This window comes from Burkholderia cepacia ATCC 25416 (genome assembly GCF_001411495.1).
GTDB classification, from domain to species: Bacteria; Pseudomonadota; Gammaproteobacteria; order Burkholderiales; family Burkholderiaceae; genus Burkholderia; species Burkholderia cepacia.
Genome location: NZ_CP012984.1, coordinates 195,814 through 209,807, shown reverse-complemented (window position 1 = coordinate 209,807; position 13,994 = coordinate 195,814). Strand labels below are relative to the sequence as shown.

The following is a 13,994-nucleotide window of genomic DNA, read 5'->3' as shown; positions in this document are numbered from 1 at the left end:
CGCAACGCAAAGCAGGTCGAACGGGATGCCCGTCAGTTCGCGATCGGCGATTCGGTTGAGGATTCCGTCGCGGACGATGTGATCGGTGATCAGGATGTCCTTGTTGCAGCCGTGGTTCTCGACCTGAATGATGAGCTGCGTCGGTTCGGACGCGAGCGCGAGCAGCCGGTAGCTGCAGACGGCGATGCCGCCGTTGGCGGAGTAGACGAGATCCGTGTAGCGCGATACGTAGTCCATATTGAATGCTCCAATAGCGAAAAGCCAGCGAACTTGCTGGCTTTTTCAGGCTATCGAGGGGGAGATGAAGTCAAGTCTGGAGTGCCGTTTGAGGCTGGGTCGGGATCGTTGCCCGAATGCGGATCACAGTGCGCTGGCTCGTCAGGCCCAAGAGGTGCATGACGTCATTGTTGCTTCTGCCGGCGAGCAGCAGGCGCCTGGCGAACGTGTTCCGCAGCGTGCGCGGACTCATATCGGGGAGCCGAACGCCGATCGCGAGGAGTTCGTCTCGAACGATGCGGCCGAGCATCTCGTCGGTCATCGGTCCACCAGCACGGGGTGACGGGAACAGCAGTGAGCTGTCGGCGGCCGCAGACAGGTTGCGCCATCGCGTGAGCGCCGGTACCGCGAATTCGGCTACGTGGACCCGGCGTGCTTCGCGCGGGCCACGCTTCGAGATTTGGAGGTGTGGCCGCGCAGCCGACAGGTCGAGGTCGACGGCGGCCGCCTGTCGGATTTCCTGCGCGGTAATGCCGGTTGAGAGCAATAGTCCAACGATGGCGCGGTTCCGCAGCGCGCGATCGTCGAGTTCGTCGATTGCTCGGATCGATGCCTGCAGTCGATGATCATCGGCCTCGAGCAAGTACACCGGGACCGGTTCGTCCTCCGGCCACTTCTGCGTCAACGCATAGGCGGCCGCTGGATTGGTCTTGCGCACGCCGACGTCGACCAGGTGTCGGCCAAGCCTGTCGAGAAGCTTCTCGTAGCGCAGGCGCGTCGTGGTGCCGGGTTTGCACCGGCGATCGAGATCAGCGAAGAACGATTCGAGGTGGTCGGGCCCGAAGGTGGCCAGCGACCGATGAGCGGCGGCGAGGTGGCGCATGAAGCGTTCAAACATCGCTTCGTGCTGGACGATCGACCTCGGCGAGAACGCACGCCGATCAGCGCCGGCGGCTTCCGTGCGCTGCCACTGCTGATAGGCCTCGGTCGGTGCCGACAGCCAGAGAGTCGGTTCGTCCATTCGATCTTATATACTGATTATTGGATACCCCAAGCATAACGCGAATCTGCGATTCGCGTCCCTCGTCTCCAAGGGGAGGGGGGCGTCCGGCAGCAGTGCTGACCCGGCCGCCGGCGCGTCGTGAGAGCATTGCGGACGCATCGCCGGTGGCTCTGCGCCATGGCTACGGTCACGAGACCCGTGGCGGGCCATACCGATCTGTTGGGGCAACGTTCGCCTCACACTTCGTCGTCGCGTTGTGCCGCCGGACGCGCGGTCAACAGGTAGTCCCGGACACATTCGTAAGCGATCGGCAGCCACCGTGCGGACAGGCGCCAGTCGATCAGCCCGTTCAGATCGATGCCCGGCAGCGTAGTAGGCCCGATCCGGGGAAGCGCGGCGACGACTGCGGCTTCGTTGCGGCTTTGGAATGCAAGGTCCGAAAAGGCTTCCTCTTCAATCTCGAGCAGCGCAGGCCAGGTGATCGAGGGCACCAAACCTGAATTGAAATGGCGCTCCGTTATCGACATCACGATTCGGCGCAAGTCTTCCGTGACTCGTTCAAGCGCGTGTTCGAACAGCACCGGGTCCGTTTCCAGATCCATGATTGCGGGATTATCGGAGGGTTTCATGGGGAGTCGTTGAATGGTACGCGGCGGGCTGGATTGCGTATCCCCGCCGCGAGCGAGATAGGTTGAATGTATCGAGTGTCGCCGCGCTGTTCAAGCGTGCGTGGCCGGCGCCTCGATCCGGTACTGCGAGCGGTCCTTGCCGTCAATCCACTTCGGCGGCCGGCCGCGACCGCTCCACGTCGCGCCAGTCGCGGGATCGCGATACCGAGGCTGAACGGTCTGGCGCTTCCGAATCTTGCTCGTGCCGAAAATCTCCCGCGTCGAGAAGTCGAACTCGTCCACGAGTCGTTTGACTTCCTTCAGCGCATTCGAGCGCTCTCCTGCCTTGGCGGTCTGAATTTCCGTTTCAAGGGCAGCTCGCCGTGCGAGCAGTTCTTGGAAGGTCGACATCATTTCTCCAGTCGTGGTTAGGAAATCGATATCGACCAGCATACGGAGCGATCTGGTAAGTCAAGTTTCACAATTCACTCCGCTGGGCGGCCCATACGGCTCCGGCCAATTAAAATCAGCGAAACTCCCTCGCCGTCGTGGGCAGTGCCCCGAGAAGTTCGGTCCGGTCGACGAGCTTGCTCGCGATCAGATGCCGAACTTTACCTTCAGCCTGCCACACGCCGTACACGGCGAGCAGCGCGGCGCCGAGCGCTTCCTTCCGAAACTGCTCCAGCAGGCCGGGCCAGAGGATCACGTTGACCTGGCCCGTCTCGTCCTCCAGCGTCATGAACAGCACGCCGTTGGCCGTGCCCGGCCGCTGCCGCACCGTGACCAATCCGCACGCGCGCGCGAGCTGGCCGCTGCGCAACGTTGCCAGCTGCTCGGCCGACTGCAGGCGATCGAGCGCGAGGCGCTCACGCAGCAGCGCCAGCGGATGACGGCCGAGCGTAAAGCCCATCGCGCGATAGTCCGTCACGATCTCGTGGCCCTCCGATGCTTGAGGCAACGCCGGCACCGCGTCGTCGCGCTCGGTACCGCGCAGCAAATCGCGATCAGGGACTGCGGCGGCCGCCAACCAAAGCGCCGCGCGTCGATTGCCGCCGGCCAGTGAGCGAAGAGCGTTCGCACGCGCGAGCACCTGCAGGTCGTGCCGATCGAGCCGCGCGCGGCGCGCGAGATCCGCGACGTCGACGAATGGTCGCGCTGCGCGTGCGAGCTCGATGCGGCCGGCGACATCTTCGCGCATGCCGCGCAACAGCGAGAAGCCAAGCCGCACGGGCGCCGACGTCGTCGGCCCTTCGAGCGCTGAATCCCATGTGCTCACGTTGACGTCGACGGGCAGCACCTCAACGCCGCGGCGTCGCGCGTCCTGCAGTAGCTGCGACGGCGTATAGAAGCCCATCGGCTGGCTGTTGAGCAGCGCGGCCAGAAACACGGCCGGTTCGTGGCGACGCAACCATGCGCTCGAGTAGACGAGTAGCGCGAAGCTGGCCGCGTGGCTTTCCGGGAAGCCGTAGTCGCCGAAACCCTTGATCTGCGCGAAGATCGCCTCGGCGAACTCGTGATCGTAGCCGCGCGCGAGCATGCCGCTGACCAGGCGCTCGTGATACGGCTCCAAGCCGCCCTTGCGTTTCCAGGCCGCCATCGCGCGCCGGAGCTGGTCAGCCTCACCGGCGGAGAAGCCGGCCGCGAGCATCGCGACCTGCATGACTTGCTCCTGGAAGATCGGCACGCCGAGCGTGCGCTTCAGCGCCTTCTCGACGTCGGGCGAAGGATAGGTGACCGGTTCGAGCCCCTGACGCCGGCGCAGAAACGGATGGACCATGCCGCCCTGAACCGGGCCCGGCCGGACGATCGCCACTTCGATCACCAGGTCGTAGAAGCATTGCGGTCGCAGGCGCGGCAGCATCGACATCTGCGCGCGCGATTCCACCTGGAACACGCCCATGCTGTCGCCGTCGCACAGCATGTCGTAGGTCGGTTTGTCCTCTGCCGGGATGTCCTGCAACTCGAAAGTCTCGCCGCGCTTTTCCGAGATCATGTCGAGCGCGCGTCGCACCATCGACAGCATGCCGAGCGCCAGGACGTCGATCTTCAGGATGCCGAGCGCCTCGATGTCGTCCTTGTCCCACTGGATGATCGAGCGATCGTCCATCGCTGCGTTCTCGACCGGCACGAGCCGGGTGAGCTTGCTGCGGCTGATCACGAAGCCGCCCGAGTGCTGCGACAGGTGACGTGGATAGCCGAGCAACTGAGCGGCAAACGCGGCCCACTGCTGATTCAGCGGCGCTTCGGGATCGAGACCGGCCTCTGCAAACCGCTGCAGCAGATCGGCGCGCGAGTCGAACCAGTGATGCTGCTTCGCCACGCGTTCGACGATCGCCGGATCCACGCCGAGTGCTTTGCCGGCTTCGCGCAACGCGCTGCGCGGCCGGTATGTCGTGACGGCGGCCGTCAGCGCTGCGCGATCGCGGCCGTACTTGCCGTAGATGTACTGCATGACGATTTCCCTACGGTCATGTTCGAAGTCCACGTCGATATCTGGGGGGTCGGCCCTATTTGTTGAGACAAAACGCTCAAACAGCATGTTGGAGCGGGACGGGTCCACCTCGGTCACGCCAAGGCAATAGCACACCGCCGAATTCGCCGCCGATCCGCGCCCTTGGCACAAGATTCCCTGTCCCCGTGCGAATTGCACAATGTCGTAGACGGTCAGGAAGTACGGCTCATAGTGCAGCTCCGCTATCAGTTGCAGCTCGTGCTCGATCTGCGCCTGGACGTCAACCGGGATGCCGGCAGGGAAGCGCCGGCGTGCGCCGATGTAGGTCTGCTCGCGCAGGTACGTCGCCGGGTCGGTGCCGGCCGGTACCAGTTCATCCGGATACTCGTACTTCAGGTCGTCGAGCGAGAACGTGCAGCGTCGCGCGACACGCACGGTTTCCTCGAGCGCGCCGGCGGGATAGAGGTTGGCGAGCCGCAGGCGCGATCGCAGGTGACGCTCCGCATTCGGCGCGAGCTCGTACCCGCACTCCGTTACCGGTCGGCCGACGCGAATTCCCGTCAGCACGTCCTGCAGCGGCTTGCGCGACCGCACGTGCATCAGCGGCCAGCTGGTGGCCACCACCGGCACGCCGTGGCGCGCTGCGACGCGCTCGACCACGCCGCGGTGGATGTCGTCCATCGCGCGTGCGTGCAGCGTCAGCGCGACCCATGCGCGATCGCCGAACACGCGTGCGAACCATTCGACCTGCGCGTCGAGGCGCTGCTCGTTTGCCGGGAAGTCCGGCGACAGGATCGCGATGCAGTCGGGCAGGCTGCGGAGGTGGGTGTACGGCGCTTCCGGATGCTCTAGATCAAGCGGCGCTAGGCGGTACGTGCCTTTCTTGCTGCGCATCCGACCGAGCGAAATGAATTCGCAGAGGTTGCCGTAACCGTCGCGATTCATCGCGAGTGCGGTGAACGCGATCGCCAGCGCGCCGTCGGCGGCCGTCAGCCGGAAGTGCGAGCCGATGATCAGCGGCATGTTCGCCGCCTTCGCTTCGACGTGCGCGCGCACGACGCCGGCCAGCGAGCATTCGTCGGTGATCGCGATCGCGCTGTAGCCGAGCTGCGCCGCGCGGCCGACGTATTCCTCCGCGCGCGACGCGCCGTGCAGGAATGAAAAATCGGAGGCGACCTGCAGTTCCGCGTAGGCGGGCAGGGCGCCGAAACTGCCGGCGTCCATGAAGGATCAGCCGAACAGGCCGTGCAGGAAGAAGCGCGCTTCGCTCTCGTCGCTGGCTGTCGGCCGCTCCTTGTAGATCCAGTAGCAGACGCCGTGGTCGTCCTCGGCAACGAAGTAGTCGCGCGTCACGGTCTGCCCGTCCTGCCAGCCGCCTTCGATGCGCTCGCCGGGCGATACCATGCGCAGCGGTGTGCCGTAGAACGGTCGATGCTGGCGCGTGAGCAGCGGCACCGGCTTGGCAAGCAGCCAAGCCGGGCGTGGCAGATCCGCCGGCAGCGGCGCCGGCTTCGGCGCGTCGCGCATCGGCACCCATCGGGCGGCCGGCGCGGGACGGTAGTCGGCCATGGGAGCCGGGACGAGCACGTTCTCGGCGCCGAGCCGCGCAGTCAGCAGTTCGAGCAACCGCGCGTGATCCTGCGGCGTGCCGCCTGGCTCCGGGAACAGCGAGTCGCTCGGTGCGGCCGCTTCCTGCACGCGACGGGCGACGAGCCGCACGGCGATCACAGGGCCGGCGAGCTCGACATGGCCGAGTCGCTCTTTGACGAGCCGCGTGAGGTGTTCCTCGAAGCGGGTAGGGGCGCCCAACGCGATCTCGATCTCGGTCGGCGCGATCGCGTCCCGCCCGCGCTCGTGCTCGAGCAGCAGCGCGAACGCGGCGACGTCCAGCTGCTTCGCGGTGAGCCAGCCGGTCAGCTGCAGGATCAGCCGGCGCGCGACGAACAGCAGCGCCTCGGCGTGCTCGACGCGGTCCATCAGTTCGACGCGCGTGTCGAACGATGGCGGCATTTCGAGCCAGTCGTAGGCGGCCGGCGCGGTGCCGGCGACCTGGTCGAGCCAGTCGAGCAGTTGCGTGCCGCATCGCTTCTTCAATCCGGCGCGCGGCAGGCGCTGCAGGTCGGCCAGCGTTTCGCAGCCGAGATCCTCAAACCAGTTCGCGTAGCGCCGGGCGTCCGGCGCCACGACGAGCGGCACGCGCGCGAGAGCGCGGCGCAGCGACCGCGCGGACAGCGCGAGGCCACCGCGCAGGCCGCGAGCGACCATCCAGGCAGCCGGACCAGACGACCCGACGGATATCGCTGCGGTGACGCCGAACGACGCGACGACGGCACGCACGCGCTGGCGCAGCGCGCGGATGCCATGGAAGAGGCGCAGGCTCGCCGTCACGTCGAGCACCACCACGGCTTCTTCGGCGTCGACGACGCTCGGCGTGAACTGCAGGAGCGCATAGGCAACGCCGAGCACGAGCTCGCGCTCGCGCGCGGCGTCGCGCTCGCGGATCTGCGCGTCCGGCGCGAGCGACAGCACGCCACCGCGGCGCATGCCGGCGACCACACCAAGCGCACGTGCGGCGCGATCGAGCGCCACGACGCGGCCGCCCTCGAGCACGACGAACCCGCGCGCATCGTCAGGCGATGGCGCCGGCGATCGTGGCCGGAACACTTCGAGGTTGAGGTGCGGCAAATGCACGCCGATCCAGAGTTGCATGGCGGTTCAACAAAATCGGCGAGGGAGACAAGGGGACGAACAGCGGCGTGTCGCGCGCCGGCCCGCGGCGCTTCACGAACGTGACGTCGATGCCGTCACGCTTCGGCGCCAGCGCGAGCCGCAAGGGTGCTGGTGACGCGTCGCGCGCGGCGGCCGCCGGCCGGAAGAGATAGAACAGCGCCTGACCGCTCTGCGCGGCCAGGTTGAGCCGCCGTAACGCGTCCGCACGGACGTGCGACTGCCAGATCAGCACGGCAGCACACGTGCCGGCGCGCAGCGCCTGTTCGGCGGCCCACAGTGCGTCGGCCGTGCGCGGCGCCGGCAGCGTCACGAAGCCGAACGGGTCGATGCCCCAATACGCGAGCGCCAGCGGTTGCAGCGCGTGCGGCGGCTGGATCAGCATCACCGGCTTGCCGGCCGCGCGCGCGAGCACTGGCGCCAGCAGCCGAAGCTCGCCGATTCCAGGCTGCGGCGCAAGCAGTTCGATCAGCGCGCCGGCCGGCCAGCCGTCGCCGGGCAGCTCGGCGGTCAACGCCGGATGGCCAGTGTCGATACCACGCGTGCCCGAGCGGGGCAGTTGCGATGCCTTCCATAGACTCGGATGTATCGCTTCCGGATGGGCGAGGGCGGGATTCATGGGGGCGCTCACAAAATACTGTATGAATGTACAGTGCTAGTGTAGCGCGGATTTTGGGATATGCAGAAGTGCAATGACGATCATGGCTGCCGCGCCGGCGTCGTTCCGACCGACGAGCGTGGCGGAGGCCCGCGTGCGGCGTATGATCAATAGACGACTGGAAAAACGGGGCTCGAATGTGTACGAACTATGTTGCGACGCAGCGCAGCCGGTACGCGGCTCACTTCGCGATCGATCCTCCGGCAGCTGATTGGCCGCCGGAGATCTACCGCGACTACGCGGCTCCGTTCATCCGGCGCTCGGCCGACGGTGGCCGGGAATCGTTGATGGGCACGTTCGGAATCCGACCTCGCTCGAAGATCAAGGGCCACGATTTCGACACGATGAACGCCCGCAGCGAGACGGTTGGCGAGAAGGTGAATTTCAAGGATTCGTGGCTGAACTGCCGCTTGGCGCTCTTGCCGGCCGACGTCGTCTTCGAACCGCGCTATCCGACCTTGCCAGATCTCGACGTGCCAAACCGGCCGGACGTGATCAACGCCATCCTGAAACAAAAGTCGGAGCGGTGGGGCATTCGCGTGGCGTCCGGCGAGCCGTTCGCGGTCGCCGGCTTTTGGCGCCGCTGGCCAGAGCCGGATGAAGGTGAAACGTTCGGACTGTCCATGCTCACGGTCAACGCTGACGATCATCCCGTGCTACGCCAGTTTCACCGGCACCTGAACGACGACGGCACGTTCAAAGAAAAGCGCGGCGTCGTAATCCTGCGGCCGGATCAATACGACGACTGGCTGAACTGCGAGGATCCGGAGGTCGCGCGCACCTTTCTCACGCTGCTGCGCCCCGAGAGCTACACGGTAGCCTCAGCACCCAAAACCGTGAAAGCGAAAATGGCAAAGGAGAATGCTCCGCCGACCAGTGGCACGCTGTTTTGAGGGGGCACAGATAAAGAATATCTCATCGCTCGACTGAAAACCTTGTCGGCACGACACTCAACAAACCGCACGAGCGCACTCGTCGTGCCAATGAATCGCGCACCGTTACCGCCAGCTCCAGCTGTCACACCGAATACGTGACCGAACTACCTGGCGTCATCCTTCCTTTTCTGGCCACCAGGGCTTCGGCGCCCGATCGACCAGATAGTCATCGAGATTCTTGCCTTCGAGCCATTTCGGACGAGGCCCGAACCCTGACCATTCCTTACCCGATGACGGGTCGTAGTACTTCGCAGCTGCACGGCGCTTGCGCGGTTTCCGGAATCCTGCCGCCGTCAAAAGCTCGTCCTCCGAGATCCCGTGGAGCGCGACCTGCTCGCGGATCGCATCCAATGCGACGCGCTTTTCGTCTCTCTTTGCGTCGGCAAGCCGATCGTTCAATTCACGCAACTGCGTCTGAAGGGTTTCGATTTCGGTAGCCACTGTTGTCCGGAACTCCGTTGAAAAATGCGCAGGATATTAGCTCACAAAGCCAGCACGCTGAAGCACGCGTCGAAGTGACGGCCCGACCGAATGCGGCGCAAGACGCGATGATCGATGCCAACCCGCCTACCCGAGCCTCTCAAGTTGCAGTTGGGAATGCCGATACAAGAGCTGATGGGCAATCCGGTCCCTTGAGTTCGGCAAGAGCGCTCCGTCGCCACTACGAGAAGCAGGTTTTCGTTATCCCCGAAAGACAGCCGTTTTCATGCAGCTTTTGGGGAAGTTGACGCGCGTGAATGCACTACCATACCGCCAATCCAATCCGATTCCACACGCAGAGAGATCGCAAATGTCCGCCAGTTCCACAATGATCGGTAGAGTTCGCGAGTCCATGAACAGTGCTCGGGTCGGGGGCGCAACGCGTTTGATGGCACTCGGACTTCCGATCTCGACAATGATTCTGATGTTCTCGATCGGCTCCGGGCTGGGGCACCCGGTGCCGAAGAACGGTATCGCAGCCTTTCTGACGCTTACTGTAGCCTACCTCGTCGCGACGGTGTTCGTCGTAACCGTCTCGAACGAAAACGGTTCACTGAAGGAAGGCGATCGGTTCGTCTTGAAAGCCGGCGCGACCATCAGCGTGGCGCTCGGCCTCCTGGCCGCCGCCTACTTCTGGATCATCTAAGTTTTACCTCGATCCCATACCGACGTGGATGTCATCCAAGGAAGACGAAGGAAGGAGTAAATAATGGCAGAAGAGGCGCAGCCGTATATGTTCATCACTCACACGAGCGAAGTGAGCCATACCCTCGTGATTGGTCAAACAGGCAGCGGTAAGACTGTATACGCTGAATTCGAGAAGCTCAGGCAAGCCGAACATCCGGCCGGAAGTAGCGCGATCGCCCCGACCGACGACATCGAAGGCGAATGATTGGGCGGTCCGGAGAGCACCATTGAAGACGATGCGATGGATCCTCACAACCTATTTGCCGATGCCGTCAGAATTGGCAAAGGCGATCGAAAGCGGCTCGGTACGTACCTCCCCCAATGAGGACTGGGGTACCGTATATTTTATAGCGCCCGGCGTCGCGGAAAGGCACTCGATTCGCCGCGCCATTGCTCAACGGAAGCTGTGGGAACTGCTCGCGGTGAGTACTTTCGGCCTCGCCGTTGGAATGGCCCTCGCAGGTATCGTCGAATATCTCTCGATGTGACTAACAACCGTGACGATATGCGCGGCTATCACTAATCGTTCTCCAGATGCCCCTTCGCCGTTACTCGATGGCTCCGTCATACGAGACTCAATGTTGCACAATGCCGAAAGCGCGTTGCAGATCAGGTATGGGAATGATTCAGGCAGGCAAAGCAGGGATGCAAAATCTTCGCGCATGGGCGGCGAGAAAGAGCGACGATTTTCGGAACCACTTTTGGTTTATCTGCTTTCTCTTTGGACGCGAGAGTGCCTACAGCTTACACCTGCGCATCAAGCGTGAAGGCTACGATGCGTACATGCTGGGCGCCGCATTGGGCGAGAACCCATACCCGAACGAACGGGAGATTGATGTCCTTCCTCATGGATCGTGGAGAGAGGGGTGGCACGAAGGCGACGCTATACTCGCACAAGCGAGACAGCTCCACGCTCCGCAAGGTGAGATCACTCATTCCGCAAGTGTATAAGGTTGGACTAGACCAAGCAGACAGCGTCAGATCGTCTGACTCAGTTCGGCCATGATGCGTCGCTCGCCTTGGGCAGGATTTCGACATTTGGGTGTCGGCTGATGACTAGCTACCGGTCGTCCGTACCTGGATGGCACATCTAGCATCGTCGGCGATGGCAGTATTATTTGGTGGTACGTCTACAACAGGCCGCCCTCTGAAGTTCTTGCGACATGTCATGCGGGTGTGAGAACGGCATAAACAACGCCGACCGAGAGATTAAATGCTCATAGACCTAGACGAATTGGTATCGGAGTGCCCAGATCCTCGTTCGAGGAAATATATCCGCGAGGCGGTGCAATGCTATAAGGCGGGGGCCTATCGATCAGCAGTGGTTTCGTGCTGGATAGCCGTCGCCTTCGACCTAGTAGACAAGATTCGCGAGCTGGCTGCGTCCGGCGATGCGATGGCTCAAGAGGCGATATCGAAATTCGACCGTGCTCGACAGGATGGGGATGTAAGGGCAGCGCTTACTTTTGAGAAGGACCTATTGACGGTCGCCCGTGACAAGTTTGAATTCATTTCCCCCATCGAATATATCGACCTAGAGCGCCTCGTCGATGACCGCAACAGATGTGCGCACCCGTCACATGTCTCCGATATGGAAGTCTTCGCAGCCTCTCCCGAACTCGCCCGATTGCATATTGTCAACGCCACCCGTTACGTGCTTTCCCAACCTGCGGCGCAGGGAAAGCAGGCACTGGATCGTCTCCAGACGGAACTGGATTCGAATTTTTTTCCAGCCAAGCGCAAAGACATGGTCGTGTTTCTGCGTGCTGGACCACTGGCAAAACCGAGAGAGTCGCTGATTCGAAACTATCTGAGCATTTTGCTAAAACGCCTACTGAAAGAGGTTGACGCCAACTTTGAACGCCGATTACGGGCGACAAACGCACTTTTCGCGGTCGCGGAATTACATCCTGAGCCGTGGAAGCGTCTAGTACGCGAGCTATTGGGCAACGTGATAGCTACGCTTCAGGACAATGCACGACTCGCTAAGACAGTGAGCTTTCTTGGAGCAAAACGCGGTGCCGAGCTTTGGGCGTACGTCGGCGTGGCCGATCGCCTTCGTCTGATGACGTTCGTGGAAAATCTACCCACTAATTTTCTTGACGATATAGATGACCTCCTCAAGGAAGAGACGTTACCGCTATACGCTTCAGCATTGTCACGGGTGCGGCATGCGACGGCCGAGGAACTGTTAAACCAGATGTGGTTCGATACGCCGGCACCAGTGATCGATCGCTTAATCGTTCTTTATCGAACGGTCAATAGTTTTGCGGAAGCAAATGAATTCGCGAAGAGGATGAGGTATCCGCTTATGGACTCCGCGCAACCCGAAAAACATTTGAGCCAGATGATACAAGTTGCGGTCAAAAACAATCAGGTGAGACACAGCAATCAATATCCAGTCTTGCTGCAAGAGTTTGCCGATAATAAGTCCATAGAGCGTGAACGCGTTAAGCAGCTACTCCGCGACGCGGGGATCGAGGACATTGTTGACAGCTTTGAGCTGCGATAACACGCGCTTAAAGTCCGGATGCATGGCGGCAATCCCATCCTTCGAACCGTCACAAATGAAAGCTTGGCAAAGCGGCGGCGTCCATGCATGCTCTACGTCGGGCAATCGTAGCCAAGAACTGTTGCTGTACATTTGCCTCGCACGGACGACGCCCCGCATGTTAAATGTGCTGTGGCGCCGCCTACTTCCGTCTAGACTCGGCACACACGAATTGCTTTCGCAGCGTCCTCGACGGTTTCAGCGATCCCAATGGCGGATAAAAGCAATTGCGCTATCAATGCGAGGCCATCGGAAAGAAACCACGCTGTAAGCTGAGCAGCCATTTTCGCGCACGTCTTTACCCATTGAAACGGGTTCAGGTGCATTTCGCCTGCAATTTTCGTCACCAGAGTTTTGGCTCCGATAGCGTTATTAATCTGGGCCATGAAACCGACAACTTCCTTGACTCGATCGTAGAGTTTTTCTGCATTCGCAATGTCGTTGAGTTTCGACATTAATCCATTGAGGTTGCCTGCGTTCATTTCCTGTAGTAGTTTGCGGGTCGCGTTCTTCGAAACCGTTGTGCTGACCCCAAGAAGACCAAACACCAGCCCAACAACGTCACCGATGGTCGCGTAGACTGCCATCGCACACGGGCTTGTGGCTCCTTTGACTAGCTTCTGGAAATCGATGGTGATATCGGACGCTTCGTCACTAGCGAAGAGGGTTGAGGCAATTTCAGAGCCGTACACGTCAATTGGTGCATAGTTTTGTTCATTAATTTCAACTTGAATTTCTTTGATCACCTCATTGTAGTTGATCTTGGCGGCCTCGGCTGGGTCGATTTCGGCCAAAAATTCGTCATAAAACGGCTTAACGAATTCTGCGAGCGATTCCTCGGGTATGCCAGCGAGAATGTTGAAGTTGGTTCGCGTTGCGCACATTGCAATAATCTCCATTATTGGATGAAATGGTGTGGGATACGATATTAAAAATATCACGGAATTCTATGGAAGTCATCTCCGTATAAGAGCCGCTAACACAACCTAAACATGAGGCTGCGAACGTCATATCGTTGCGGCATGGCAAGACGCAAAATCAGTAACGAGTTATGGGTGGCGCTAGAACCGGTGATTCCGGAGTTCACGCCCTCGCCCAAGGGTGGACGGCGGCGCACGGTCGATGACCGAGCGGCACTGAACGGCATCTTGTATGTACTGCAAACCGGTATTCCGTGGTAAGACCTCCCCCAGGAGTTGGGCTTCGGCAGTGGCATGACGTGCTGGCGACGTCTACGAGACTGGCAGGACGCCGGCGTATGGGAGCGGCTGCACCTGGCGATGCTTCGTCGGCTGCGTGAGCACGACCAGATCGATTGGGAGCGGGCAAGCCTCGATGGAGCCAGTGTCTCCAGCCCCCGGGGGGCCAGGAAACCGGCCCGAACCTGACAGATCGAGGAAAGCTCGGATCGAAACGACACATCGTCGTAGACGCACGCGGCATCCCTCTGGCTGTCACGGTCACGGGTGCCAACCGGCACGATTCGATGGCGTTCGAGCCCACGCTTGATGCCATTCCGGCGGTACCGGGCCTGAATGGCCAGCCCGCGCAAACGTCCGGGCAAACTGCACGCGGACAAGGGATATGACTTTGCTCGTTGCCGGCGTTATCTGAGTCAGCGCGGCATCAAGGCCCGTATTGCCCGGCGCGGCGTGGAAAGCAGCGAGGGGCGCCTTT

14 protein-coding genes and 2 pseudogenes are annotated in these 13,994 nt (G+C 61.7%); 7 read left to right on the top strand and 9 right to left on the bottom strand.

The annotated features are described in order from the left end of the window. The 7 genes and pseudogenes from APZ15_RS38405 to imuA form a co-directional block, all read right to left on the bottom strand. Positions 1-237: pseudogene (locus tag APZ15_RS38405) on the bottom strand (hypothetical protein); the annotation flags it as partial. A gap of 70 nt (positions 238-307) precedes the next feature. Continuing rightward, complete coding sequence (locus APZ15_RS38400) at positions 308-1,237, bottom strand: tyrosine-type recombinase/integrase (protein ID WP_027792000.1); 930 nt, start codon at positions 1,235-1,237, stop codon at positions 308-310. Between the two features lie 218 nt (positions 1,238-1,455). Continuing rightward, positions 1,456-1,848, bottom strand: coding sequence for a DUF2471 family protein (locus tag APZ15_RS38395; protein WP_027792001.1), 393 nt, complete (start codon positions 1,846-1,848; stop codon positions 1,456-1,458). A 90-nt stretch (positions 1,849-1,938) separates the two neighbouring features. Next, a complete protein-coding gene (locus APZ15_RS38390) occupies positions 1,939-2,238 on the bottom strand; it encodes an H-NS histone family protein (protein WP_027792002.1) in 300 nt (99 codons plus the stop codon). A 115-nt stretch (positions 2,239-2,353) separates the two neighbouring features. Next, positions 2,354-5,503: an error-prone DNA polymerase gene (locus APZ15_RS38385; protein WP_027792003.1), complete on the bottom strand. Its 3,150-nt coding sequence runs from the start codon at positions 5,501-5,503 to the stop codon at positions 2,354-2,356. 6 nt (positions 5,504-5,509) lie between these two features. Beyond that, complete coding sequence (locus APZ15_RS38380) at positions 5,510-6,988, bottom strand: Y-family DNA polymerase (protein ID WP_027792004.1); 1,479 nt, start codon at positions 6,986-6,988, stop codon at positions 5,510-5,512. Next, complete coding sequence (gene imuA / locus APZ15_RS38375; protein WP_027792005.1) at positions 6,909-7,625, bottom strand: translesion DNA synthesis-associated protein ImuA; 717 nt, start codon at positions 7,623-7,625, stop codon at positions 6,909-6,911. The genes APZ15_RS38380 and imuA overlap by 80 nt, the downstream gene beginning before the upstream one ends. A 176-nt stretch (positions 7,626-7,801) precedes the next feature. On the opposite strand from imuA, the gene APZ15_RS38370 reads away from it, so the two are divergent. Continuing rightward, complete coding sequence (locus APZ15_RS38370) at positions 7,802-8,557, top strand: SOS response-associated peptidase family protein (protein WP_049098334.1); 756 nt, start codon at positions 7,802-7,804, stop codon at positions 8,555-8,557. A 156-nt stretch (positions 8,558-8,713) separates the two neighbouring features. Here the strand turns inward: APZ15_RS38370 and APZ15_RS38365 are convergent, their stop codons facing one another. Further along, positions 8,714-9,040 (bottom strand): H-NS histone family protein, encoded by a 327-nt coding sequence (locus APZ15_RS38365; protein WP_027792006.1) that lies wholly within the window; start codon positions 9,038-9,040, stop codon positions 8,714-8,716. 454 nt (positions 9,041-9,494) lie between these two features. Between APZ15_RS38365 and APZ15_RS38360 the strand changes: the two genes are divergently transcribed. From APZ15_RS38360 to APZ15_RS38345, 5 genes are all read left to right on the top strand, one after another. Next, positions 9,495-9,725: a hypothetical protein gene (locus APZ15_RS38360; RefSeq protein ID WP_027792007.1), complete on the top strand. Its 231-nt coding sequence runs from the start codon at positions 9,495-9,497 to the stop codon at positions 9,723-9,725. Between the two features lie 63 nt (positions 9,726-9,788). Beyond that, positions 9,789-9,971, top strand: a complete 183-nt coding sequence (locus tag APZ15_RS38355; RefSeq protein WP_027792008.1) for a hypothetical protein — start codon at positions 9,789-9,791, stop codon at positions 9,969-9,971. A 22-nt stretch (positions 9,972-9,993) separates the two neighbouring features. Next, positions 9,994-10,254 carry a hypothetical protein gene (locus APZ15_RS38350; RefSeq protein ID WP_027792009.1) on the top strand — a complete coding sequence of 87 codons (261 nt, stop codon included), beginning with the start codon at positions 9,994-9,996 and terminating at the stop codon, positions 10,252-10,254. A gap of 127 nt (positions 10,255-10,381) precedes the next feature. Further along, the gene (locus APZ15_RS41635; protein WP_138143326.1) at positions 10,382-10,717 is read left to right on the top strand and encodes a hypothetical protein; all 336 of its coding nucleotides are present in this window, start codon (positions 10,382-10,384) and stop codon (positions 10,715-10,717) included. Positions 10,718-10,979: 262 nt separating this feature from the next. After that, the gene (locus APZ15_RS38345; protein ID WP_138143327.1) at positions 10,980-12,278 is read left to right on the top strand and encodes a hypothetical protein; all 1,299 of its coding nucleotides are present in this window, start codon (positions 10,980-10,982) and stop codon (positions 12,276-12,278) included. A gap of 191 nt (positions 12,279-12,469) precedes the next feature. On the opposite strand, the gene APZ15_RS38340 is transcribed toward APZ15_RS38345, so the two are convergent. Next, positions 12,470-13,201 carry a hypothetical protein gene (locus tag APZ15_RS38340; protein WP_138143328.1) on the bottom strand — a complete coding sequence of 244 codons (732 nt, stop codon included), beginning with the start codon at positions 13,199-13,201 and terminating at the stop codon, positions 12,470-12,472. Positions 13,202-13,339: 138 nt separating this feature from the next. On the opposite strand from APZ15_RS38340, the pseudogene APZ15_RS41630 reads away from it, so the two are divergent. Next, positions 13,340-13,984 (top strand): annotated as a pseudogene (locus APZ15_RS41630) (IS5 family transposase); the annotation flags it as partial. Between the last annotated feature and the right edge of the window lie 10 nt (positions 13,985-13,994).

Excerpts from the sequence above, each read along its gene's own strand:
- APZ15_RS38360 (WP_027792007.1), top strand. The coding sequence starts at position 9,495 with ATGATTCTGATGTTCTCGATCGGCTCCGGGCTGGGGCACCCGGTGCCG.
- APZ15_RS38385 (WP_027792003.1), bottom strand. The coding sequence starts at position 5,503 with ATGGACGCCGGCAGTTTCGGCGCCCTGCCCGCCTACGCGGAACTGCAG.
- APZ15_RS38340 (WP_138143328.1), bottom strand. The coding sequence starts at position 13,201 with ATGTGCGCAACGCGAACCAACTTCAACATTCTCGCTGGCATACCCGAG.
- APZ15_RS38395 (WP_027792001.1), bottom strand. The coding sequence starts at position 1,848 with ATGAAACCCTCCGATAATCCCGCAATCATGGATCTGGAAACGGACCCG.
- APZ15_RS41635 (WP_138143326.1), top strand. The coding sequence starts at position 10,382 with ATGGGAATGATTCAGGCAGGCAAAGCAGGGATGCAAAATCTTCGCGCA.
- APZ15_RS38390 (WP_027792002.1), bottom strand. The coding sequence starts at position 2,238 with ATGTCGACCTTCCAAGAACTGCTCGCACGGCGAGCTGCCCTTGAAACG.
- APZ15_RS38400 (WP_027792000.1), bottom strand. The coding sequence starts at position 1,237 with ATGGACGAACCGACTCTCTGGCTGTCGGCACCGACCGAGGCCTATCAG.
- APZ15_RS38355 (WP_027792008.1), top strand. The coding sequence starts at position 9,789 with ATGGCAGAAGAGGCGCAGCCGTATATGTTCATCACTCACACGAGCGAA.
- APZ15_RS38345 (WP_138143327.1), top strand. The coding sequence starts at position 10,980 with ATGCTCATAGACCTAGACGAATTGGTATCGGAGTGCCCAGATCCTCGT.
- APZ15_RS38370 (WP_049098334.1), top strand. The coding sequence starts at position 7,802 with ATGTGTACGAACTATGTTGCGACGCAGCGCAGCCGGTACGCGGCTCAC.
- imuA (WP_027792005.1), bottom strand. The coding sequence starts at position 7,625 with ATGAATCCCGCCCTCGCCCATCCGGAAGCGATACATCCGAGTCTATGG.
- APZ15_RS38380 (WP_027792004.1), bottom strand. The coding sequence starts at position 6,988 with ATGCAACTCTGGATCGGCGTGCATTTGCCGCACCTCAACCTCGAAGTG.